Annotated in this window: 21 protein-coding genes and 3 pseudogenes; 12 read left to right on the top strand and 12 right to left on the bottom strand. The window is 56.3% G+C overall.

What is annotated here, in order from left to right; genetic code table 11:
• Positions 1-137 precede the first annotated feature (137 nt).
• From A2G06_02610 to A2G06_02575, 8 genes and pseudogenes are all read right to left on the bottom strand, one after another.
• Positions 138-1,259 (bottom strand): ABC transporter permease, encoded by a 1,122-nt coding sequence (locus tag A2G06_02610; protein ANA39458.1) that lies wholly within the window; start codon positions 1,257-1,259, stop codon positions 138-140.
• Position 1,260: 1 nt separating this feature from the next.
• Positions 1,261-2,370 carry a hypothetical protein gene (locus A2G06_02605; GenBank protein ANA39457.1) on the bottom strand — a complete coding sequence of 370 codons (1,110 nt, stop codon included), beginning with the start codon at positions 2,368-2,370 and terminating at the stop codon, positions 1,261-1,263.
• A gap of 1 nt (position 2,371) precedes the next feature.
• A complete protein-coding gene (locus tag A2G06_02600) occupies positions 2,372-3,298 on the bottom strand; it encodes a multidrug ABC transporter ATP-binding protein (protein ID ANA39456.1) in 927 nt (308 codons plus the stop codon).
• Positions 3,295-4,223 (bottom strand): annotated as a pseudogene (locus tag A2G06_02595) (multidrug ABC transporter ATP-binding protein). Before A2G06_02595 ends, A2G06_02600 begins: the two are co-directional and overlap by 4 nt.
• A 10-nt stretch (positions 4,224-4,233) precedes the next feature.
• Positions 4,234-5,216 (bottom strand): annotated as a pseudogene (locus tag A2G06_02590) (ABC transporter substrate-binding protein).
• Positions 5,213-6,541, bottom strand: coding sequence for a transporter (locus tag A2G06_02585; protein ID ANA39455.1), 1,329 nt, complete (start codon positions 6,539-6,541; stop codon positions 5,213-5,215). Before A2G06_02585 ends, A2G06_02590 begins: the two are co-directional and overlap by 4 nt.
• Positions 6,542-6,657: 116 nt before the next feature.
• Entirely contained in the window at positions 6,658-7,260 is a 603-nt protein-coding gene (locus tag A2G06_02580; protein ANA39454.1) for a TetR family transcriptional regulator, read from the bottom strand.
• 185 nt (positions 7,261-7,445) lie between these two features.
• Positions 7,446-7,976, bottom strand: coding sequence for a magnesium chelatase (locus tag A2G06_02575; GenBank protein ID ANA39453.1), 531 nt, complete (start codon positions 7,974-7,976; stop codon positions 7,446-7,448).
• On the opposite strand from A2G06_02575, the gene A2G06_02570 reads away from it, so the two are divergent.
• The 12 genes from A2G06_02570 to A2G06_02515 all read left to right on the top strand — a co-directional run bounded on the left by A2G06_02570 (position 7,928) and on the right by A2G06_02515 (position 17,069).
• Positions 7,928-8,416 carry a transcriptional regulator gene (locus tag A2G06_02570; protein ID ANA41574.1) on the top strand — a complete coding sequence of 163 codons (489 nt, stop codon included), beginning with the start codon at positions 7,928-7,930 and terminating at the stop codon, positions 8,414-8,416. The genes A2G06_02575 and A2G06_02570 overlap by 49 nt on opposite strands.
• A 168-nt stretch (positions 8,417-8,584) precedes the next feature.
• The gene (locus A2G06_02565; protein ANA39452.1) at positions 8,585-9,139 is read left to right on the top strand and encodes a heat-shock protein Hsp20; all 555 of its coding nucleotides are present in this window, start codon (positions 8,585-8,587) and stop codon (positions 9,137-9,139) included.
• Between the two features lie 87 nt (positions 9,140-9,226).
• On the top strand, positions 9,227-9,676 hold the full coding sequence (locus A2G06_02560) for a molecular chaperone (GenBank protein ID ANA39451.1): 450 nt from the start codon (positions 9,227-9,229) through the stop codon (positions 9,674-9,676).
• A gap of 33 nt (positions 9,677-9,709) precedes the next feature.
• Entirely contained in the window at positions 9,710-10,108 is a 399-nt protein-coding gene (locus A2G06_02555) for a molecular chaperone (GenBank protein ANA39450.1), read from the top strand.
• A 454-nt stretch (positions 10,109-10,562) separates the two neighbouring features.
• Positions 10,563-10,721, top strand: a complete 159-nt coding sequence (locus A2G06_02550; GenBank protein ID ANA39449.1) for a hypothetical protein — start codon at positions 10,563-10,565, stop codon at positions 10,719-10,721.
• A gap of 24 nt (positions 10,722-10,745) precedes the next feature.
• Positions 10,746-11,687 (top strand): molecular chaperone DnaJ, encoded by a 942-nt coding sequence (locus A2G06_02545; protein ANA39448.1) that lies wholly within the window; start codon positions 10,746-10,748, stop codon positions 11,685-11,687.
• 13 nt (positions 11,688-11,700) lie between these two features.
• Positions 11,701-12,003 (top strand): hypothetical protein, encoded by a 303-nt coding sequence (locus A2G06_02540; protein ANA39447.1) that lies wholly within the window; start codon positions 11,701-11,703, stop codon positions 12,001-12,003.
• A gap of 50 nt (positions 12,004-12,053) precedes the next feature.
• Positions 12,054-12,524, top strand: a complete 471-nt coding sequence (locus tag A2G06_02535; GenBank protein ID ANA41573.1) for a hypothetical protein — start codon at positions 12,054-12,056, stop codon at positions 12,522-12,524.
• Positions 12,525-12,553: 29 nt separating this feature from the next.
• A complete protein-coding gene (locus A2G06_02530; GenBank protein ANA39446.1) occupies positions 12,554-13,690 on the top strand; it encodes a 2-alkenal reductase in 1,137 nt (378 codons plus the stop codon).
• Positions 13,687-14,508: a hypothetical protein gene (locus A2G06_02525; protein ANA39445.1), complete on the top strand. Its 822-nt coding sequence runs from the start codon at positions 13,687-13,689 to the stop codon at positions 14,506-14,508. Before A2G06_02530 ends, A2G06_02525 begins: the two co-directional genes overlap by 4 nt.
• A gap of 39 nt (positions 14,509-14,547) precedes the next feature.
• Positions 14,548-16,782, top strand: a complete 2,235-nt coding sequence (locus A2G06_02520; protein ANA39444.1) for an isocitrate dehydrogenase — start codon at positions 14,548-14,550, stop codon at positions 16,780-16,782.
• Positions 16,783-16,880: 98 nt separating this feature from the next.
• Positions 16,881-17,069 carry a hypothetical protein gene (locus A2G06_02515; protein ID ANA39443.1) on the top strand — a complete coding sequence of 63 codons (189 nt, stop codon included), beginning with the start codon at positions 16,881-16,883 and terminating at the stop codon, positions 17,067-17,069.
• 281 nt (positions 17,070-17,350) lie between these two features.
• Here A2G06_02515 and A2G06_02510 read toward each other — a convergent pair whose 3' ends face one another.
• The 4 genes and pseudogenes from A2G06_02510 to A2G06_02495 form a co-directional block, all read right to left on the bottom strand.
• Positions 17,351-18,022 carry a peptidylprolyl isomerase gene (locus tag A2G06_02510; GenBank protein ANA39442.1) on the bottom strand — a complete coding sequence of 224 codons (672 nt, stop codon included), beginning with the start codon at positions 18,020-18,022 and terminating at the stop codon, positions 17,351-17,353.
• A gap of 12 nt (positions 18,023-18,034) precedes the next feature.
• Positions 18,035-19,432 carry a peptidase gene (locus A2G06_02505; GenBank protein ID ANA39441.1) on the bottom strand — a complete coding sequence of 466 codons (1,398 nt, stop codon included), beginning with the start codon at positions 19,430-19,432 and terminating at the stop codon, positions 18,035-18,037.
• 127 nt (positions 19,433-19,559) lie between these two features.
• Positions 19,560-21,184: pseudogene (gene groEL, locus A2G06_02500) on the bottom strand (molecular chaperone GroEL).
• Positions 21,185-21,277: 93 nt separating this feature from the next.
• Positions 21,278-21,565: a co-chaperone GroES gene (locus tag A2G06_02495; protein ANA39440.1), complete on the bottom strand. Its 288-nt coding sequence runs from the start codon at positions 21,563-21,565 to the stop codon at positions 21,278-21,280.
• Positions 21,566-21,679 lie beyond the last annotated feature (114 nt).

Genomic DNA, 21,679 nt, shown 5'->3' with positions numbered 1-21,679 from the left:
CAAGATTTCCACGGGGAAATGGAGCGGATTCACTGCTGTCCCAGAGGATCTGCCTGGTGCCTTCCAGCGCCCGTTTCCCCCTGCGCCGGCTTCAGCTTCCGGCGAGCCTGACGCATTATGCGCCCTCATCGCAATGCTCACCCGAGCCGCTTCCGGAAGCGCAGGGAACTGGTCGTTATCACTACTATCCCCAGCGCGAGGAGGAGGGCCATCTGCGGCCAGAGAATACTGAACCCATTTCCCTTCAGAAAAATCCCGCGGATGATGACGAGGAAATAGCGGAGCGGGTTCAGGTAGGTTCCATACTGGATAACTGTCGGCATGTTCTCGATGGGGAACATGAAGCCAGAGAGAAGAACCGCCGGGATGTAAAAGAGAAAGGTGGCCATGAGCGCCTGCTGCTGGGTTCTGGATATGGTGGAGATGAAGAGTCCCACCCCCAGCACCGACAGGAGGTAAATCGCCGTGGAGAGGACAAGGAGAGGAATCGCCCCCTTGATGGGGATATCGAACCAGAAGACCCCCACCAGCGTAACCAGGAACATGTCGAAGAAGCTGATTATGGCAAAGGGAATGGTCTTCCCAAGTATCAGCTCCACCGGTCTCAACGGCGTAACCATCAACTGTTCCATGGTCCCGATCTCCCGCTCCCGCACCACCGCCATGGCGGTCAGCAGCAAGCAGGTAAGCATGATGATGATGGCGATGACCCCCGGCACGTTGTAGTTCCTGCTCCGCAGGTCCGGATTGTACCAGGCCCTGGTGCGGAGATCGACCCGCGCCGGCTTCACGGCCCCGTGGAGAAAGACCTCCTTTCCCCTCTCCTTGCCGTACCCGGCAATGACCCGGCTGGCGTAGTCCATGGCGACAGTGGCGGTGTTTGAGTCGGTCCCGTCCACGATCACCTGCACGGAGGTGGGAATTCCCCGGGAGAGGTCCCGGGCAAACCCCCGGTTCACCTGGATGGCGGCGAGGACCGTTCCCCGGTCGAGGAGTTCCCGGATCTCTGTGGCAGCGGCAGGGGTGGAGGTGATCGTAAAGTACCCTGACGCCTCCAGCCTGCGGGCAAGCTCACGCGATTCGAACGAGCGGTCCAGGTCATAGTAGGCGGTGGCGATGTTCTTCACGTCGGTGGTAACCGCGTAACCGAACACCAAGAGCTGCATGATGGGGGTGACGAAAATGATCGCCTTCATCCGCCGGTCCCGGAAGACTTGGCTGAACTCCTTGATCACCATCTCTTTGATCCGTTCGAACATCTCAGACGATCCTTTTCTTGAACTTTCGGTTGGCCAGGGCAAACACCACGACGCCGAACAGGGTGAGGATGAGGGTCTCCGTCGCCAGCAGCCCGAGCGTGTTCCCCTTCAGGAATATCCCCTTCAGGACCGAGACGAAATAGCGGGCCGGGATGACCCTTGTCATGTTCTGCAGCGGCAACGGCATGTTGGCGATGGCGTACATGAACCCTGAGAGGAGAAAGGCGGGGAGAAAAGTCACCACCATGGCGATCTGGCTCGCCACGAGTTGGGAGCGGGCGACAACCGAGATCAGGATCCCCAGACTCAAGCCGCCGAAGAGGAAGATGGAGGAGATGAGGGCAAGGAGGAGGAGGCTTCCCCGCAGCGGGACCCCAAAGAGAAAGACCGCCATTGCCACAGAGAGGGCTACGTCGATGAAACCGATGAAGAAATAGGGGACGAGCTTCCCGGCAATCAGCTCCGGGGTCTTCACCGGCGTGGAAATGAGTTGCTCCATGGTTCCCCGCTCCCACTCACGGGCAATGGTAAGGGAGGTGAGAAGCGCCGCGATAACAGCCATGATTACGGCAATGAGACCAGGGATGATGTAGTTCCGCGACTTCAGCTCGGAGTTGTACCAGACCCTGACCCGGGTGTCGATGGGTGGGGTAATGAGCCCCCCCTTGATCCGCTGGCTGAAACGCTCCGTCACCGCTTCGACGTAGCCTAGGGCGATGGTGGCGGTGTTGGAGTCGCTCCCGTCCACGACCGCCTGGAGTTCAGCACGCTTTCCCCGCCGCAGGTTCTCGGAGAAGTCCGCCGGTATCCAGAGCGCCACCTGTCCCCGGCTCATATCGAGGGAGGTGTCGATCCCGCCGTGCCGCTCCACGCTTTCGATGACCGTGAAGTACCCGGACTCACGGAACTGGGCAACCAGCTCCCGGCTGAAGCTGCTTCTGTCCATATCGTAGACTACGGTCCGCAGGTTGTTCACGTCCATGGTGATGGCGTAACCGAAGATAAGGAGGAGGATCACCGGCATGAGGAACGCCATGGCAAGGCTCAATGGGTCGCGCAGGACCTGGATCAGCTCTTTTTTCGCGATTGCGCGGACGCGGGATAGTTTCATGTCAGGAAACCTCAATGAGTGCGACAAAAACGTCCTCCAGGGACGGGACGATCCGCTCGATCCGTTCTACCCGTATCCCCGCCCCCTCGAGGAGCCCTTTAATCCGCGGGATTGCCTCCTCCGCATCCTCCACGGTGGCATGGAGGACGCTGCCAAAGATGGCTGTCTCAATCCCGTGCCGGTAAAGGGTTTCCATCCCCTCAACCAGCCGGCTGGCCTCTATCTCCAGAACGTCCCGCGTCATGAACTCCTGCTTCAGCTCGCCGGGCATCCCCTGGGCCACGATCCTCCCGCGGTAGATGAGGGCGAGCCGGTCGCAGTACTCTGCCTCGTCCATGTAGTGGGTAGTAACGAAGATCGTTTTCCCCTCCCGTGCCATGGTGTAGATGAGCCGCCAGAAATTGCGGCGCGAGATGGGGTCCACCCCGGAAGTCGGCTCGTCGAGAAAGATGATGGAAGGCTCGTGGAGGATGGCGCAGCCGAGCGCCAGCCTCTGCTTGAACCCGCCGGAGAGGGTCCGCGTCAGGGCGCCCCGCTTATCGGCGATCCCCGCCATCTCCAGGACCCACTCCTTCCGCTCCTGCTTCTTCTCTCTCGGCACACGGTAGATGCCGCTGAAGAAGTTGATGTTCTCCTCCACGGTGAGGTCTTCGTAAAGGGAAAACTTTTGCGACATGTAGCCAATGGTCTTCTTGATCTCCTCCGCCTCGGTCATGATGTCAAAGCCGCCAACCCGCCCTTTCCCGGCGGAGGGGGCGAGAAGACCGCAAAGCATCTTGATGGTGGTGGACTTGCCTGCCCCGTTGGGGCCCAGAAAGCCGAAGATTTCCCCCTTCGCGATGCTGAGGCTTATCCGGTCCACTGCGGTAAAGTCGCCGAAAACACGGGTCAACCCCTCGAACGCCACTGCGGTGCCGCTTTCGTTCATTTCCCCTCCACCATGGCGATGAAGACGTCCTCCAGGGAAGGAAGGATTGCCCGCTGCTCCCGCACCTCGATCCCTTCGCCCTTCAGCTTCCCAAGGACCCGCCCCGCGACTTCGCTCCGCTCCAGGGCGACGTGGAGCCTGTCACCGTAGATGCTCACGCTTCGCACCCCGTCGACCCCCCTTACGATCTCCTCCGCCTGCCGCGCCCCGGCGGTCCAGAGCTCCACCATGGGAATGCCGAGTGACCCCTTGATTCTGGCGGGGACGTCATCGACGAGGATACTCCCCCGGTGCATGAGGCCGACCCGCGTACAGCGCTCCGCCTCGTCCAGGTAGGCGGTGGAGACGAAGATGGTGATCCCGTCCTTGAGTAGGTCGTAGAGAATCCGCCAGAAGTCGCGGCGCGAGACCGGATCGACCCCGTTGGTCGGCTCGTCGAGGAAGAGGACTTCCGGGGTATGGATGAGGGCGCAGGCGAGCCCCAGCTTCTGCTTCATCCCGCCGGAGAGTTTCCCGGCGAGCCTCCCTTGAAGGGGGTGAGGTTGGAAAATCCCAGAAGTCGTTCGATCCGCGCGGGCCGCTCCTTCTGGGGCACATCGTAGAGATCGGCGTAGAAGACGATGTTCTCCATGACGGTGAGGTCTTCGTAGAGGCCGAAGCGCTGGGACATGTAGCCGATCCGCTCCTTGATCCGTTCCCCTTCCTTCAGGATCGAGTGCCCCGCCACCCATGCATTTCCGGAGGTTGGTTCCATGATCGCGGTCAAGAGGCGCATGGTAGTCGTTTTCCCGGCGCCATCAGGCCCGACGAGTCCGAAAAGCTCCCCCTTTTTGATCTCCAGGGAGAGGCCGTCGACCGCCGTAGTCTCACCGAATGTCCTGGTGAGTGCGTCCGTTTTTATGGCCAAGGCATCACTGTTATCCATTGTTCAACCTCTACCTCAGCCTGATCCTCACGTCCGCGGGCATCCCCGGCTTCAACTCCTGGTTCGGGTTGTCCACGTTCACCTTGATGCCGAAGACGAGCTTTACCCGCTCCTCCTGGGTCTGCACATTCTTCGGGGTGAACTCCGCCTCCGGAGAGATGTAGGTCACCACCCCCTCAAACGTCTTCCCCGGATAGGTGTCGACCGTCACCTCCGCCTTCTGGCCAAGCTTGACCAGCCCCAGCTTGTCCTCCTTCACGTAGATCTTCACCCAGGGATGCTCCAGGTCGCCAACGGTGAAGATGGGGGTCCCGGCGGTAACGGTTTCGCCCCCCTCCACGTTTTTCCTGAGGACAACCCCTTTCACCGGCGTTTTCAGCTCCATGTCCGCCAGTTGCTCCCGATAGACCGCGAGCTGCGCCTTGGCCTGCCGCACCTGGCTTCTGCACCCCGTATCGTCTCCAGGCGCGGCCCTTCCCTCACCAAGCTCTCGTTTTGCAGCGCATGGTCGTGCTGCGCCGTGGCCACCTCGAAGGCACGCTTGGCGGCGTCCCGCTGCTGGCCGGAGATGGCGCCGTTTCCAAAGAGCATCTCGGCCCGCTCGAAGTCCTTTTGCGCTTTTTCCAAGTCGGCGGAGGCAGAGGCGGTCATTGCCCGGGCCCCACGTTTTTCCTGGGGGCGGGAACCTTGCCTGAGCTCAAGAAGCCTGGCGCTGGTGGAGTCGATTACCGCCTGTTGCGCTTCCATCTGGCGCAGAAGTTCCGAGCGGTCCAGGGTTGCCACTGTCTCCCCTGCCGCCACGTTCCTTCCCTCGTCGGTCAGAAGCCTTTCCACCCTGCCGGGGGCCTTGAAACCGAGGTCCACCTCGGTCACCTCCACATTCCCCGAGCTGACCAGGGAGCCGGCATCGTCCTTTTCCCCCCGGAGCGTCAGAAATGCGGTAATGCCCGCAATGACGGCCACCAGGCCAAGGATTATCGCTTTCCTCTTCATCGTGAAGCCACCTCCCCGTTTATGTCGCTTCCCAGCGCCTTGTCCAGAGCTGCCTTTGCCGTCACGAGGTCGTAAGAGGCCTGGTGGCGATCAGTCTGGGCCCGCAGCAGCGCAGTCTGGGCGTCGATCACGTCACTGGTCGTCCCGGCGCCGGTTTCATACTTCAACTGCTCCACCCGCAGGTTCTCCTCTGCCAGGGAGATCGCCTCCTTGGCCACGGAAAGCCTCTTCTCCGCATCGGTTACGGCGAGATACGCCTCTTTGACCTCCCGGACGATCAGAAGTCGCACAGCGCGGAGCTCTTCGCTGGACCGTTCCAGCTCCACAGTGCCCCTGTTGATCTCAGCCCGCGTTATTCCGCCGTCAAAGAGGGGATAGGAAAGCCGCAGGCCAATGTTCCAGTTCTCCTTGAAAGAGAAGGCGTCCCCTCCCTTTTCCCCGTATTCCCCCGCCACATCCACGGAGGGGAGGCGTTTCCCCTTGACCTGATCGAGCCGTGCCTGGAAGAGCTCCGTCCGCGCCTTCACCTTAAGGTAGTCGGGACGCTGCCGCAGGGCGGCCTTGAGCCCCTCGTCTTCACCCGGATACTCCTTGTCGGGCGGAAGGTCGGCGGTCACGGTGAATTGCGGGAAGGTTTCGTCCACCCCCATGAGCGACCGGATGAGCTCTTGGGCAGCGGCAATGGCGTTCTGCGTCGCCAGCACCTGCTGGCGGGCATGGGCGAGTTCCACATCGGTCTTCATGAGGTCCACCTGCGCCGCCGTGCCTGCCTTGACAAACTGCTCAGTGACCCGCCGGTGCTCTTCGAGTTGCCGCACATTCTGCCCGAGGGCATTGAGAAGAGCCTCCAGCTCCAGAATCTTGCAATAGACACTCGTCAGATTGAAAACCAACTCCTGCCTCTCCTGGTGCCAGGACCGTTCTGCTATCAATCTGTTTATCTCGGCGATCTCTACGTTTTTCACCAGACGCCCGCCCCGGTAGATGGGGATTTTCAGGGTTACTTCCGCGTTGTAAACGTCTTTGTCAAAGGGGGGAAAACCGCTACCTCCTGCTACTGGCGCGCCTGAAATGGGACGTAGTGGGGCGGCATAGCGATAACGGGTCACACCCGCTCCCAGGTCGATCTTTGGCCACCGCTCTCCTTTTGCTGCCTTGATCCCGTAGCTTGCCGCCTCCACATCCTTGCCCAGAGCAATAAGCCTGGGTTCATTCTTCAGTGCGAATTCGATCACCTGGACAAGGGAATAGGAAGGAGCACCGCCTTGGGCAAAAGCCCCTGCCGGCAGCAGAATCATCCAGAACAAAATCGCCATCTTTTTCATGCGCATCTCCTCGACAACATCCCTGAACAACCTTCAAAGGCGAGGGACAGTCAGCACCCCTCCGCAAAAGTGAGCACTCACTTTCTATAGAGCAAAAAAAATACTCTGACATGATCTCACGTGCTGTGGGTTATGAGCTTTGCAAAGGTCCCCCAGAGGCTTTCCGCCTCATCAGTCAGTTTTGGAGAAAAGTTATTCATCACCCATCGTATGGCGGTAAAATTGATCGTGCCAATGAACATGCTGGCAACGGCATGCGCATCCATTTCCCTGTTGATTGCACCCGCCTCTTGCCCCCTTTCGATGATGGCGCGGATCCCATGGGAATAATTCATGAGATTGTTCCTGACCTTTGTCCTGAGGCCCTCGTTCAACACCAGGACCTCTTCAGAAAAGATGGTGCGGGGAATGCCGACGTGCTCTTCGATGTACGCGAGATGACGCCTGAAGATTTCTTCCAGCTTTTTTACCGGATCATCCACAGTTGCAGCGACTTCGAGGATTGACGCCAAGTCCCTCCCGATCTTATCGATTACCGACCCGATGATATCTTCCTTACCCTTGAAGTGCCGGTAAAGGTTCCCTTCGGAAATACCGACCACAGAAGCGATCTCCGCCGTTGTCGAACCGGCTATTCCCTTTTTCCCGATAACCTGCAAAGCTGCGTCGGTTATCTGCTGCTGCCTTACCTCGGTACTCTCTCTCCTTCTTACAGCCATGCCGTTTCCTTCCCCATCTTGCAAGTGAGCACTCACTTATACCGCCACTCTAGTGCAGCAATAAAAGGATTTCTTTGATGTAAGTCAATTTTTACGGGAATCATCTGGCTCAAAAGAATGACAGCCATCATGTCCACCCTCCGTGCCCCGGAAAAGAGATGAGGGGCTCCAGACCCGTGCGCAGATCAAAACGTCTTACGATCCAAGCTCCTGTACTGGATCGCCTCGGCGATGTGCTGCTCGCGGATCGACTCCGTCCCTTCTAGGTCGGCGATTGTTCTCGCCACCTTAAGAATCCGCGTGTAAGCCCGGGCGGAGAAGCCGAGCTTTTCCGTCACCACTTCAAGGAGCCGGTGACCGCCGGCGTCCGGCTCGCAGAACTTCCTGATCTGACGCGGCGCCATGTGGGCGTTGCAATGGACCTTGGTCCCCTTGAAGCGCTCCAGTTGAATCTCCCGCGCCCGCTCCACCCTCGTGACGATCTCCGCTGAACTCTCTCCCTCGGCCCGGTCAGCCAGGTCGCGATACCTGACTGCCGGCACCTCGATGTGGATGTCGATCCGGTCGAGAAGGGGACCGGAAATCCTTGAACGATATTGATGAACCTCCCGGGGAGTACAGGTGCAACCAGTTGAATTTTCGCCGCGCTGACCGCACTTGCAGGGGTGTGTGCACCTTTTCCTACTTTTCGCTCTCCCGCCGCCATACCTTCTCAATCGCTATTCCTATGCAAAAACAACCACTTCCCGGTTACCCCGAACATCCCCTCACCATCGGCGAACACATTCGCAAAAAACGGATGGATCTCAGCTTACTCCAGAGAGAGGTAGCCGAGATCATCGGAGTCACCGAATCCTCCATCTGGAACTGGGAGCATGGTGTCGAACCGGAACTGCAATATAACCCAAAAATCATTAATTTTCTAGGGTATGTTCCGTTTGACTGCACGGACGATACCCTTGGTCGGCTTGCCTGGTACAAGCGGGTACAAGGAATGAGTCTTGAACGGTTGGGAGAAGCGATGGGGCGCGATCCGGAACAGCTCTCAGACTGGTTGAGTGGGCGGCACAAGCCGTTCCGGAAGAGTTTGGATAAGATAGAGCAGTTTCTTGAGGCGTCTGTGAGAAAGAGGAATGATGGTCCAGGCTGTTCATGAAAGCTGGCTATTCACTAATCTTGAACAAGCAAATTTATTGAACAACCCAACCATGGTGCTGTGCTGCAAAATGAGCGTTCTCCTCCCCTTGAAAATTGACCATGACGTAATTAAATTTGATAACGAGAATACAATCAGTGGCTTAAGCCCGAGAAAGGAGGAAGAATTATGGACATCAACAAACTTGCACCGTGGAACTGGTTCAGGAAGGAACAGGAGCAAGAAGGGAAGTCGCTTCCGGTAGCACGGTCTGTGGCGCCCAGCTTCGAGGGGAGCCCTTTGTTGCAATTGCATCGGGAGATCGACCGGCTCTTCGACGACGTTTTTCGCGACTTTCCCTTCTCCTCAAGAGGGCTGGGTCGTTCTCTAGCGCCCCTGGCACCCTCGGCATGGCTCAAGCCGACCATGGACATCGCCGCTAACGACAAGGAGTATACATTGTCGGTGGAACTGCCGGGTGTGGAGGAAAATGACATCCAGCTTGAGATTGAGGGTGACACGTTGAAAATCCGGGGCGAAAAGAGGCAGGAGAAAGAGGAGAACGAGAAAGACTTCTACCGGGTCGAACGATCCTACGGCTCGTTCCAGCGGACGCTTTCCCTTCCCGAAGACGCCGATCAGGACAACATAGGGGCGAAGTTCAACAAGGGGGTGCTGACTGTGAGCATCCCCCGAAAGGCATCAGCAAGAACCGAGGCGAAACGGATTCCCATCAAATCCTGAAATAGACACAGGTCAATGTGCCAAAACCGGTCCGTGAACACGCGAGTTCCCGGAATCAGAGACTCATTTGGAAAGGAGGTATTTCACATGGCAAGTTGGGACGTTTTCAAGGAACTGGATAATCTGAGAAGGGAAATCGATGAAGCGTTCCGTGGCGTCGGCTTTAACCGGCCGTTTGGACCGACATTCCTTTCGCCGGTAACAAGCCGTCGTTTCCCGCTGGTCAACTTCAGCGAGGATGAGGGGCATGTCTATATCGAGGCCCTGGTTCCCGGCGTTGATCCGAAGGATGTCGATCTGACAGTGCTACGGAACACGGTCACTATCAGCGGGGAACGTAAGCCGTTCGTCGAGAAGGAAGGACAGATAGTTCATCGCTCTGAACTCGGCTCCGGCAAATTCTCCCGCACTCTTGAACTGCCGGTCGACATCGATCCCGACAAGATCACGGCCCAGTGCAAGGACGGCATCATGCAGGTCACCTTGGCCAAGGCCGAACATGCCAAACCGAAAAAAATCGATATCAAATTGGCGTAACATTGGATTCTCGGGGAAAGGAGGTAATCAATCATGGCAGTCAACAGTCTTACGGAAAGAAACGACGAACGGAATGTGCAGACCCGTGAAGAGACCCGCTCCAACGAACGCTATATCCGCCCGGCAGTGAACATCATCGAGGACGAGGAAGGTCTGGTCCTCACCGCCGACATCCCGGGCGCCACAAAGGAAACCCTCGATGTCAACGTCGAAAAAGGCATTCTGACCATCAGCGCACCGGCACAGCATACGGTGCCCGGAACCTCGTCCTATCGGGAATTTGAACTGGCAAACTACTATCGTCAGTTTTCTATCCCCGAGAGCCTCGATCACGAAAAGGCCAAAGCCGACTACATGAACGGCATCCTGACCCTGCGGATACCGAAGGCCGAAGCCGCCAAGCCGAAGCGGATCGCCGTTCAGGTCGGCTGAAAGAGGAGTCTGATTGGGAAGTCAAGTGTCGTGCGAAATCAGTGAGAAGTCAATCGCGGCGGACCCAAGAACGGGGTCCTGACCATCCGGCTACCCAAACCGGAGAAAGGACGGCATGCCCGCAACCGGGTGCCGGTATCCTGAAACAGGAAGGATGTCTTGAGGGCCGCTTGATGCGGCCCTCACTGGTTCTATGGGAAAAGTCCCTTATTCTTTCTTGCAGACACGGAGGAAGGATAGATGAAGCGTATGAGCGTCAACCCCGTTTCGATAGTTCAGGAGTATATGAACGAGTTGCGTAGCCAATACAGAACCACTGATGACCCGCAGCAAAAGGATGTCCTGGGGAGGAGACTCAGGAACCTTCAGAATGTACGGCAGTTTCTATCCGCAACACAGAGCAGCACGAGCCCTGTAAGGAATGACACCATCACACAAGAAAGGAGCAAACGGCATGCATTACTTCATCAAAGACAATAAGCTGCATCGCTATCCTGTACCTAAGCGCTGTGGCGTACAGTTTCAGAAGGAAGTCCTGCGGGACACGATCCCTCACCATGTTGAACAATGCATCTATTGTATGCGTCGCTGGCCGGAAGATGACAAAGAATGATGGTTTCAGGCGAGAGAGAAAATAATGGCCACGTATCAGGATTACTATGCCATCCTTGGTGTGAGCAAAACGGCAACCCAGGAAGAGGTCCAGCGGGCCTACCGCAAGCTGGCCCGCAAGTACCATCCCGACATCAACAAAGAAAGCACCGCCGAGGAAAAATTTAAACAGATCAACGAAGCCTATGAGGTACTGGGCGACCCGGAAAAACGGTCCAAGTACGATCAGTTCGGCAGCGGCTGGGATGGGCAGTTTGCCAATCAGGGGCATCAGGGCGGCGACAATGTCCAGTTCCACTTCTCCAATGCCGACCCGGGCCAATTCAGTGATTTCTTCCAGAACCTGTTTGGTGGCAGGTGGAGCTTTGGCGAAGAGGCTGAATTCCGGGGCGGTGGCACCAGGAGGCGGCGAGGCCGTGACCATGAGACCAGCATAACCATTACGCTGGCCGATGCCTATCATGGTGCCCGGAAAAGCATTGAACTGGAGAAGGTCGAGGCCGATAGCAGCGGCAGACCGACCAGGACCAGGCGCAGCTATGACGTCACCATTCCTCCCGGCGTGACTGACGGCTCACTGATCCGCCTTGCCGGGCAAGGCGGCAGCGGTAGCGGCGGCGGGGATTCCGGTGACCTGTTCCTGCGTGTCAGTATCCTTCCCGACAGCCGCTTCACTCTGAACGGCCATGACCTGGCCACGGCGGTCGATATCACCCCCTGGGAGGCAGCCCTGGGGGCCAAGGTTCTGGTGCCGACTATTGATGGCCGGATCAATCTCACTGTGCCGGCCGGTACCCAGAGCGGCCAGGCTTTGCGGGTACGCGGCAAGGGGATGCCGGTTGCCCGGGGCCGCCATGGAGACCTGCTGGTGAATCTGCGTATTGTGGTGCCGAAACACCTCTCGGCGAGGGAACGGCATCTCTTCGAGGAATTGGCAAAAGAATCGCGATTCGATCCGCGTGCGTGACCGAGGGACAGTTATGGCCGCTCAACAGTATGAAATAATCATCAGCAGAAAGCATGAACTGGTCTCAGTGCCGGGCATCACCATCCATGAATTGAGCCGGCTGTGCGAGTGCAACCTTTCGGTGGCGAAGCGGCTCTTTTCGATCGGTCTCATCGAGCCGCTGTCGGCAGGGACAACGCCTCTATTCGATCGGAGTGCCGTAGTCAGGGCCAGGAAGGCCCTGCGCCTGAAACGGGATCTTCGCCTCAACTTCGATGCCATGGCCCTGGTGATGGAACTGCTGGACCGTATTGACGAGCTGGAACGGAGATTCTGAAGAATACGTGGGGGCTGGATGTGCTGACCGAACGAAACAGGCTGCAATCATTGTTACACAGAACAACTGAGGGGCTCAGGAAAGCAAAGCCATATAACCTATTCGAGCACCTGATCGCCAATATATTGGTGCTGCTCATATCGTTCATCGTGGTTGTCGCCTTGTACAAGCTGGGTGAAGATGTTCTCAGCCTGCTGGTGAGCAAGGCATTCGATCCGCTGAAACATGAAACCTTCCAGACGGTGTTCGGTGGGATCATGACACTGCTTATTGCGATGGAGTTCAAGCACTCCATTTTGGTCGTTACCAAGCGGCAGCAGAACATCATTCAGGTTAAAACCGTCATTCTGGTGTCGATGCTTGCCTTGGCCCGTAAATTCATTATCCTGGATATCCATACCATTGAAGCGGCCAAGATCGCGGCACTGGCTCTGGCACTCGTTGCTCTGGGGGGCGTGTACTGGCTGATGCGGGAACGGGACGCCTGGAACATGGAACATGGCCGGCAAGAAGAAGGATAGCCTTACCTGTTGCATGATCGGAGTACCACATGCCTCAGTATTCGCCAAGTGACCCGTTCCTGCGCCGCCTGCGCTGGCTGACCATCGCGGTCATCACGGTACTGTTCGCCTGGCATGCCCTGTCGTGGGCGGACCGGGCGTTCCAGAAAGAATCGGCAACACCGCGGGCGGTAACCGCCCGGGGCGATCTGGCCGCTGATGAAAAATCGACCATAGAACTGTTCGAACGCTCCCGCGATTCGGTTGTGTATATTTCAACATCGGAACGGGTCATGGACTTCTGGAGCCGCAATATCTTCACCATCCCCCGTGGTACCGGATCCGGGTTCATCTGGGATGACAAGGGACATGTGGTCACCAATTACCATGTCATCGAAGGGGCTTCGGAAGCGCGGATCAGATTGTCGGACGGCAAGGAGTACAAGGCCAGTTTGGTCGGCGCCAGCCCCATACACGATCTGGCGGTGCTTAAGATCGGCACCGGCTTCAAAGGGCATTCGCTGCCGCTGGGCACCTCGCACAACCTGAAAGTGGGGCAAAAGGTCTTTGCTATAGGCAACCCGTTCGGCCTCGACTGGACTCTGACCAGCGGTATCGTCTCGGCCCTGGACCGCTCCCTGAAAGGGGACTCCGGCAGCGTTATCGAACATCTGATCCAGACCGACGCCGCCATCAATCCCGGCAACTCCGGCGGGCCGCTGCTCGATTCCGCCGGTCGGCTCATCGGCATCAACACGGCCATCTACAGCCCATCGGGAGCGTCCGCAGGGGTCGGCTTTGCGGTGCCGGTTGATACCGTTAATCGGGTCATTCCGCAACTGATTGGTCGTGGCAAGTATATACGCCCATCTTTGGGCATTGAGATTGATCAGGATATTAATGAAATAATTACAGCAGAGCTTGGGGTCAAAGGAGTAGCGATACTCAAGGTCCGTCCCAACTCGCCTGCTGCAAGGGCAGGTCTTAAAGGGATTACCGTGAATCGGGATCGCTCGTACTCGCCAGGAGATATCATAACCGCCGTACAAGGGAAACAGGTCGATTCGATAGCAAAATTATTGGCCAGACTGGATGACTTTCAGGTCGGTCAGGCTGTGAATCTGATGATTAACCGCAACGGAGACCAACGGGAAGTTGCCGTAACTCTGTCATCTGAAGAGCTATGAAAAACTATAGCCGAAACACCAAGATTCTAATTTTACTGACAGCTTTAGGTGCTGTAATCCTGATATCATTCTTGAGTTACTTTACCGGCGATTTTTCTCTTGAAGTGGCTTATGCTTTAGCGATTCTGCTGCCATCCTGGTATGCTGGCCGCTTGCAGGGTTTGGCGGTAACTGCGGTCGCAGGAGTTGGCATTGTTTTGTCATCTCATTATTTCAATGCCGAAAATACGACTATTCACTATGTCAATATGGTGCTTGAAGTTGTTGTCCTGTTGACTATCAGCCTTTTGACTTCAGCACTGCGTGAACGTCATCTACAGGCCGAGTTCATGGCTTCTTACGATTCCTTGACCGGGGTCAGCAACAGGAACAGTTTTTTCCTGTTGGCAGATCAGGTAATACACGAGGCGAAAAGATACCGCCGGCCTTTCTCTCTGGCATTTATCGATTTGGATAATTTCAAGCAGGTAAATGACCGCAATGGGCATCTGGAGGGGGATAAAGCGCTTAAGACCGTTGCTGAAATCATTAGATCAAGTCTTCGGCAGACCGATGTCGTAGCCAGGTTCGGAGGCGACGAGTTTGTCGTGCTGCTACCCGAAACCGATCATTTTATGGCGGAGTCGGCGTTAAAAAAGTTGCAAGCCAGGCTGCTTGGCGCGATGCAGGATAACAATTGGCCGATAACTTTCAGCATCGGGGCGGTGGCATGCAACAGCTTCCAGTTCAGCATTGACGAGTTGCTGCAGTTGGCCGACAGATACCTGTACAGCGTGAAGTCGTTGAATAAGAATGATATTCGGATTGAAAAAGTCTAGCGAACTGCCCCAATAGTCCCAAGAGAGGAGGCTGACAACATGGCGACACACAAGATTATATGGACGGAAATTGATGAAGCACCCGCACTGGCAACATACTCGTTGCTCCCTATCGTTCAGGCGTTCACCAAGGGGACCGGCGTGGAGGTTGAAACAAGGAATATCTCACTTGCTGGCAGGATTATTGCCAATTTTCCCGAGAACCTGATGGAAGCCCAAAGGATTCCCGATCATCTTGCCCAGTTGGGTGAGCTTACCCAGAGCCCGGAAGCTAATATCATCAAGCTCCCCAATATCAGCGCTTCTGTTCCTCAATTGAAAGAGGCCATAAAAGAACTTCAGAACCAAGGGTACAATGTCCCCGATTACCCCGAGGATCCCAAGACAGACGCCGAGAAGAAGATCAAGGAGAGGTATGCCAAGGTGCTGGGAAGCGCCGTCAACCCTGTGCTGCGCGAGGGTAACTCCGACCGTCGAGCTCCGCTGTCGGTTAAGAACTTTTCCAAGAAGAATCCGCACAAACTTGCACACTGGAGCCCTGATTCCAGTGCACATGTTGCTCATATGGCCGGAGGCGACTTTTATGGCAACGAAAAGTCCATAACCGCCGACGACGCATTCGAGTTCAGGATCGAGTTGGTTAGCAAGGACGGCAAGACCACCGTACTGAAGGACAAGTTGAAGGCGGAGAAGGGCGAAATCCTTGACGGCACCTTCATGAGCAAAAAGGCGCTTCGCAAGTTCTTTACTGAACAGATTGAGCATGCCAAAAGACAGGATCTGCTCCTCTCCCTGCACCTCAAGGCCACCATGATGAAGGTCTCCGACCCGATCATATTCGGTCATGCCGTATCCATCTTTTTCAAAGACGTGTTTGAGAAGCATGCTACAACCTTCAAGGAACTTGGCGTCAATCCCAACATGGGGCTCGGCGACCTCTACAAAAAAATCCAGACCCTGCCGGAAGCAAAGCGTGCCGAGATCGAAGCCGACATTCGGTCAGAGTACACCAAGCGCCCGAGGCTGGCCATGGTTGATTCCGACAAGGGTATTACCAACCTGCATGTGCCCAGCGACGTCATCGTTGACGCCTCCATGCCGGTAGTTGTGCGTGACGGGGGCAAGATGTGGGGGCCGGACGGTCAACTCCATGATACTAAGGCAATGATTCCGGACCGATGCTACGCCACGATTTACAAGGAGGTAATCGAGGACTGCAAGAAACATGGCGCCTTCGATCCTGCTACCATGGGCTCCGTCCCCAACGTTGGCCTCATGGCTCAGAAGGCCGAAGAGTACGGCTCCCATCCGACCACCTTTGAAATCCCATACGACGGAATCGTTCGCGTGGTGGACGCCAACGGCAGGATACTGATGGAGCACCAGGTGGAGGAAGGCGATATCTGGCGCATGTCCCGAGTGAAGGATATCCCGATCCAGGATTGGGTCAAGCTTGCCGTAAACCGCGCCCGGGCCACCGGCGCTCCGGCCGTCTTCTGGCTGGACAGGAACCGGGCCCACGACCTCCAGGTTATTGCCAAGGTAGAGACATACCTGAAAGATCACGACACAACCGGCCTTGAAATCAAGATCTTGCCTCCGGTTGAGGCCATGCGTTATTCGCTGGAGCGGATCCGCAGAGGGCTGGATACCATCTCGGTCACCGGCAACGTTCTCCGGGACTACCTGACCGACCTCTTCCCTATCCTCGAGCTGGGGACCAGCGCCAAGATGCTCTCCATCGTGCCACTGCTGGCGGGCGGCGGTCTGTTTGAGACCGGCGCGGGAGGTTCTGCCCCTAAGCATGTTCAGCAGTTTGTCAAGGAAGGCTATCTGCGTTGGGATTCCCTTGGAGAGTTCTCGGCCCTTGCAGCATCCCTGGAACATCTGGGCACCACCTTCAAGAACGACAAGGCCCTGGTCCTCGCCGAGACACTCGATCAGGCCATCGCCAAGTTCCTTGACGCCAACAAGTCGCCTGCCCGCAAGGTGGGGCAGATCGACAACCGCGGCAGCCATTTCTACCTCGCCATGTACTGGGCACAGGCACTGTCAGAACAGAACAAGGACAGGGAGCTTCAGGTCCGCTTTACCAACGTAGCACGGCAATTTGAAAATTACGAATCCTTCATTAATGAGGAACTGCTCGGTGCCCAGGGAAAACCCGTTGACATGGGAGGGTACTATCACCCCGACAAGGTAAAAACAGCCAAGGCCATGCGTCCAAGTGGTACCTTGAATGCTATTGTCGGCAACATGATGATATTCAGTTAGATGCCTCAAGAGTGGGACGGCACATAGTGCACCGTCCCACGACTTTAGATATATGTTTGAATGAAAAGCTCTCAAGGAATTTTACAGGAGGTGGCTCTATGGTCAAGTTCTACGATCCTAAGGACGCAGCCGATCTGGCCAGGATTGAGGAGATGCTGCAGAGGGCTGGGATCGAGTATTCCCTGGCTTGTGAGCCGGAAAAGGGAATCGGCCCGCTACAAGTGCAAGTGGCTGAGGAAGATCTCCCCGCCGCTGAACAGCTCCTACTGGAGAACGAGAACGCCTGATTTTCATGGGTGCGGCTCCCGATACTTGCAATGATGGGAATAGGCCAGAGCGGAGAAGCCGAGCTTCTCTGTCACCACTTCCAACAAACGATGCCCTCTTGCATCCGGCTCGCAGAACTTCCGAATCCGGCGCGACGTCATGTGGCGCCACAGTGGACTTTATTTACGAGGTGCCTCTATCTATGCCAAAAATAGAGGCGCCAACAGTGAAATGCTCGGTTTGGAAGGGTGAATTCGTCCGAGTTCGGCCTTAATCTCTTGCCGTTCGCCAGACTCTGTTCCTACTTCTTCTTGACTTCGAGGAGTTCTACCTCGAAATTGAGCGTTGATCCCGGAAGAATGAGTTCACCAGCACCGGCATCGCCGTAGGCGAGCGTGGCCGGGCAGACGAAACGGGCCGTTCCACCTTCCTTCATCTTTTGAAGACCTTCGGTCCAGCATTTTATGACCCCGTCCAGACGGAACTCGGCAGGAGTGCCGCGCTTGTACGAACTGTCGAACTCCCTTCCATCGATGAGAGTCCCTCGGTAATTGACCTTGACCGTATCGGTCGCTACCGGACTGACTCCATTGCCGTCCTTCAACGGCAGGTAGACCATTCCGGAATCGGTTTTTACAGCACCCTTTTCCCCGGCTGCCTTTTCAAGGAACTCCTTCCCCGCGGCAGCAGCTTTCTCTCCCTGGGCCTTACGGCGCGCACGGGCGAGTTCCTGAACCTTCCCTGTGTAGGCTGCCAGGTCCACCGCTGGTTTCTTTCCTTCGACCGCATCCGAAATCCCTTGTTTGACATAGTCCAGCTCGGCAGGAGAAAGGGCAAACACCGACAGAGACCGTGCAACCGAAAGTCCTATGGCATACAGGGTATTTTCCTCCTCATTTTTGAGTCTTTCGGCGGCAAATGAAGGGCTGGCGATGAGCAGGGAGAGCATGGTGATAATGATGATTCTGAGCATTCTATCCTCCAATCAATCGAGTTTGGCAGCGACAAAGAGAGAACTGTCACCCCGCTTCAGAAGAAATCGGACAATTTGACCTTTCTTGTGGGCGGCTATGGCCTTTTCATATTTCTTCGGATTGGTGACCTTTTTCCCGTCGATCTCCTTGATGACGTCTCCCTGGGCAATTCCCGCCTCCTGGGCCAATCCGTCCGGTTTCACTTCGGTCACAACCACGCCGGTTGTATCCTTAAGTTGAAATCTGGAGGCAAGCTCCTTGTTCAACTCCCTGACGGTGAGGCCCAGCTTATCCTGGGCAGCTTCACCCCGTTCCTCACCACCGCCATCCTTCAAACGATCAATGACAGTAGTAACCTCCTCTTCCTTGCCGTCACGTACTATCTTGATCGTGACCTTCTTGCCTACATCGGTTGCAGCCACTACCCTTGGGAGTTCGCTCATCTCATGGATTGCTTTTCCATCGAACTCCAGAATGATGTCACCAGGCTTGAGTTCCGCCTTTTCGGCCGGGCTTTCCGGCAGGACTTCGCTCACCAAAGCTCCCTTTTCGCTGCTCAGCCCGAAGGATTTCGCCAGATCAGGCGTAACCGGCTGGATGGAGACTCCAAGCCAGCCGCGGGTCACTTTTCCCTTGTCCCTCAGTTGTGGAATGATGGATTTGGCCATGTTTATGGGAATGGCAAAACCAATACCCTGGCCGCCGGCAATGATCGCCGTGTTGATGCCGATTACCTCCCCTTTGGCATTGAACAGCGGCCCTCCAGAGTTGCCGGGGTTGATGGAAGCGTCGGTCTGGATGAAGTCATCGTAAGGGCCGCTGCCGATCACCCGGCCCTTGGCGCTGACGATGCCCGCGGTCACCGTTTCGGCAAGCCCGAAGGGGTTGCCGATGGCCATTACCCACTCGCCCACTTCGATGGCGTCGCTGTCCCCCATTTTCGCTGTCGGCAATTCTTCCTTGGCGTCGGTCTTGAGCAGCGCCAGATCCAGCTTTTCGTCAAGCCCCTTGACCTCGGCCTTGAACTCACGGCCGTCGGCCAGCTTTATCTTGATCTCGTCGGCGCCGTTCACCACATGATTGTTGGTAAGGATGTAACCGCCATCAATAATGAATCCGGAACCGAGACTCCGCTGCTTGTACTGACGAGGCTGCATGTTGTCGAAGAAACGGTCGAAAAAATCCTGGAAGGGGTCATTGCCGAAGGGAGTGTTGAATGGACGCCGAAACTGCGTTTGCGGCTTTACCGTTTTGGCGGTACTGATATTGACAACGCTCGGTTTCAGCTTCTTGGCCAACTCCACAAAATCCGGGGCCAGTTCCTTCGCCCAGGTTATCCCGAAACCGATTGATACGAGTAGCGTTGCCACCATAACTGAAGAAAACATGCGTACCGCAGTTCGTTGCATGGTTGACCTCCTTTATGAATTTGGACCGGTAAAGTCCGGTCTTTCAACGCGTAGTTGACTCTCCTCACAAAAACAAGGGGACAGCCGATTCGCTATCCCCTTTATTACGTCAGGACGTTCTGAAGGTTTACATCATGTCATCCATTCCGCCGGGCATGGCTGGCATCGGCTTTTCCTCTTTCGGTTTTTCGGCAATCATCGCTTCGGTAGTCAGCATGAGGCCGGCGACCGACGCGGCGTTCTGGAGTGCGGAGCGGGAAACCTTGGTCGGGTCAATGATGCCTGCCTTGAGCATGTCGACGTACTCGTCTTTCGAGGCGTCATAGCCGAACGCTTCTTTGCCGTTCCTCACTTTGTCCACTACGATGGAGCCGTCAACCCCGGCATTTTGAGCGATCTGGCGTATCGGAGCCTCGAGGGCCTCTTTGATGATATTGACCCCGAACTGCTGCTCAGGAGCGAGGTTGAGGGAGCCGAGAGATGCAAGAGCCTGATGTACGCAACACCACCACCGGGGACGATCCCCTCGTCGACGGCAGCGCGGGTGGCGTGGAGGGCATCTTCAACCCGCGCCTTTTTCTCTTTCATTTCGACTTCGGTTGCGGCGCCGACCTTGATCACGGCCACGCCACCCACCAGCTTGGCAAGACGCTCCTGAAGTTTCTCCCGGTCGTAGTCGCTCTTGGTTTCCTCGATCTGTGCCCGGATTTGCTTGACCCGTCCCTGGATGTCGGCCTCGGAACCGGCGCCGTCGATGATGGTTGTGTTGTCCTTATCGACGGTAATTTTCTTTGCCTGACCGAGCATCTCCAACGTAGCATGCTCCAGTTTGACGCCCAGTTCCTCGGATATCACGTTGCCACCGGTAAGAATGGCAATGTCTTCGAGCATGGCCTTCCGCCGGTCCCCAAAGCCGGGGGCCTTGACGGCACAGACGTTGAGAACGCCCCGCAGCTTGTTGACCACGAGGGTGGCCAGCGCTTCGCCTTCGATATCCTCGGCGATGATGAGGAGCGGTCGGCCGCTCTTGGCGGTCTTTTCGAGGAGCGGCAGGAGATCCTTCATGACGGTGATCTTCTTGTCATGGATGAGGATCTGGGCGTTTTCCAGACTCGCTTCCATCCGCTCCGGATCGGTGACGAAGTAGGGGGAAAGGTAGCCGCGGTCGAACTGCATCCCTTCGACGGTCTCAAGGGTGGTCTCCATCGCTTTGGCTTCCTCGACGGTGATCACACCTTCCTTACCGACCTTCTCCATCGCCTCGGCGATGATGTCGCCGATGGTCTTGTCATTGTTGGCCGAAATAGTCCCCACCTGGGCGATTTCCTTTTGGTCCTTGATTGGCTTGGAGATGCTCTTCAACTCGTCGACGATAGTCTCCACTGCCTGGTCGATGCCGCGCTTGATTTCCATCGGGTTGTGGCCGGCAGCGACCAGCTTGGAGCCCTGCCGGTAGATCGCCTGTGCGAGTACCGTCGCGGTGGTGGTGCCGTCACCAGCCACATCCGAGGTCTTGGAGGCGACTTCCTTTACCAGTTGGGCGCCCATGTTTTCGAATTTATCCTTCAGTTCGATTTCCTTGGCGACAGTGACGCCGTCCTTGGTGATGAGAGGAGAACCGAACGATTTCTCGATGACGACGTTGCGTCCTTTCGGGCCCAAGGTCACTTTCACTGCGTCGGCAAGGGTGTTCACACCTTTGAGAATTGCTTTCCTTCCTTCCTGATCGAATTTGATGAGCTTTGCTGCCATGATTCCGTATCCTCCATTTGTTATCGATGGTTTTGCGGACAATTCCCGGCACGAACGCTATAAGGAATCGCCATCAACGTGCAAGTGATGCCGTTACTCCATGACACCCAGGATGTCGTCTTCACGCATGATGAGATATTCCTGGCCTTCGATCTTTATTTCGGTGCCTGCATATTTGCCGAAAAGAACCTTGTCTCCCACATTGACATCAATAGGGGTAACCTTCCCATCCTCGGCCTTCTTGCCCTTTCCAACGGCGATGATTTCCCCCTTCTGCGGCTTCTCCTTGGCTGTCTCCGGAATGAAGATGCCGCCAGCGGTCTTGTTCTCTTCTTCGAGTCTCTTGACAATGATGCGGTCGTGAAGCGGTCTAAGGTTCATGCTCTTGGTCTCCTTTCCTCGAATGATGTTGCGAGGTTGTGAAATTAGTACAGCACCCCATAAGTGCTGAACGAAAAAAAGATAAGAACTGGGATAAGAAAAATCAAGAGGGGA

It is taken from the genome of Geobacter anodireducens (assembly GCA_001628815.1).
Lineage (GTDB): Bacteria > Desulfobacterota > Desulfuromonadia > Geobacterales > Geobacteraceae > Geobacter > Geobacter anodireducens.
Note: the sequence above shows the minus strand (reverse complement) of the source record. Positions and strands in the feature narration are given on the sequence as shown.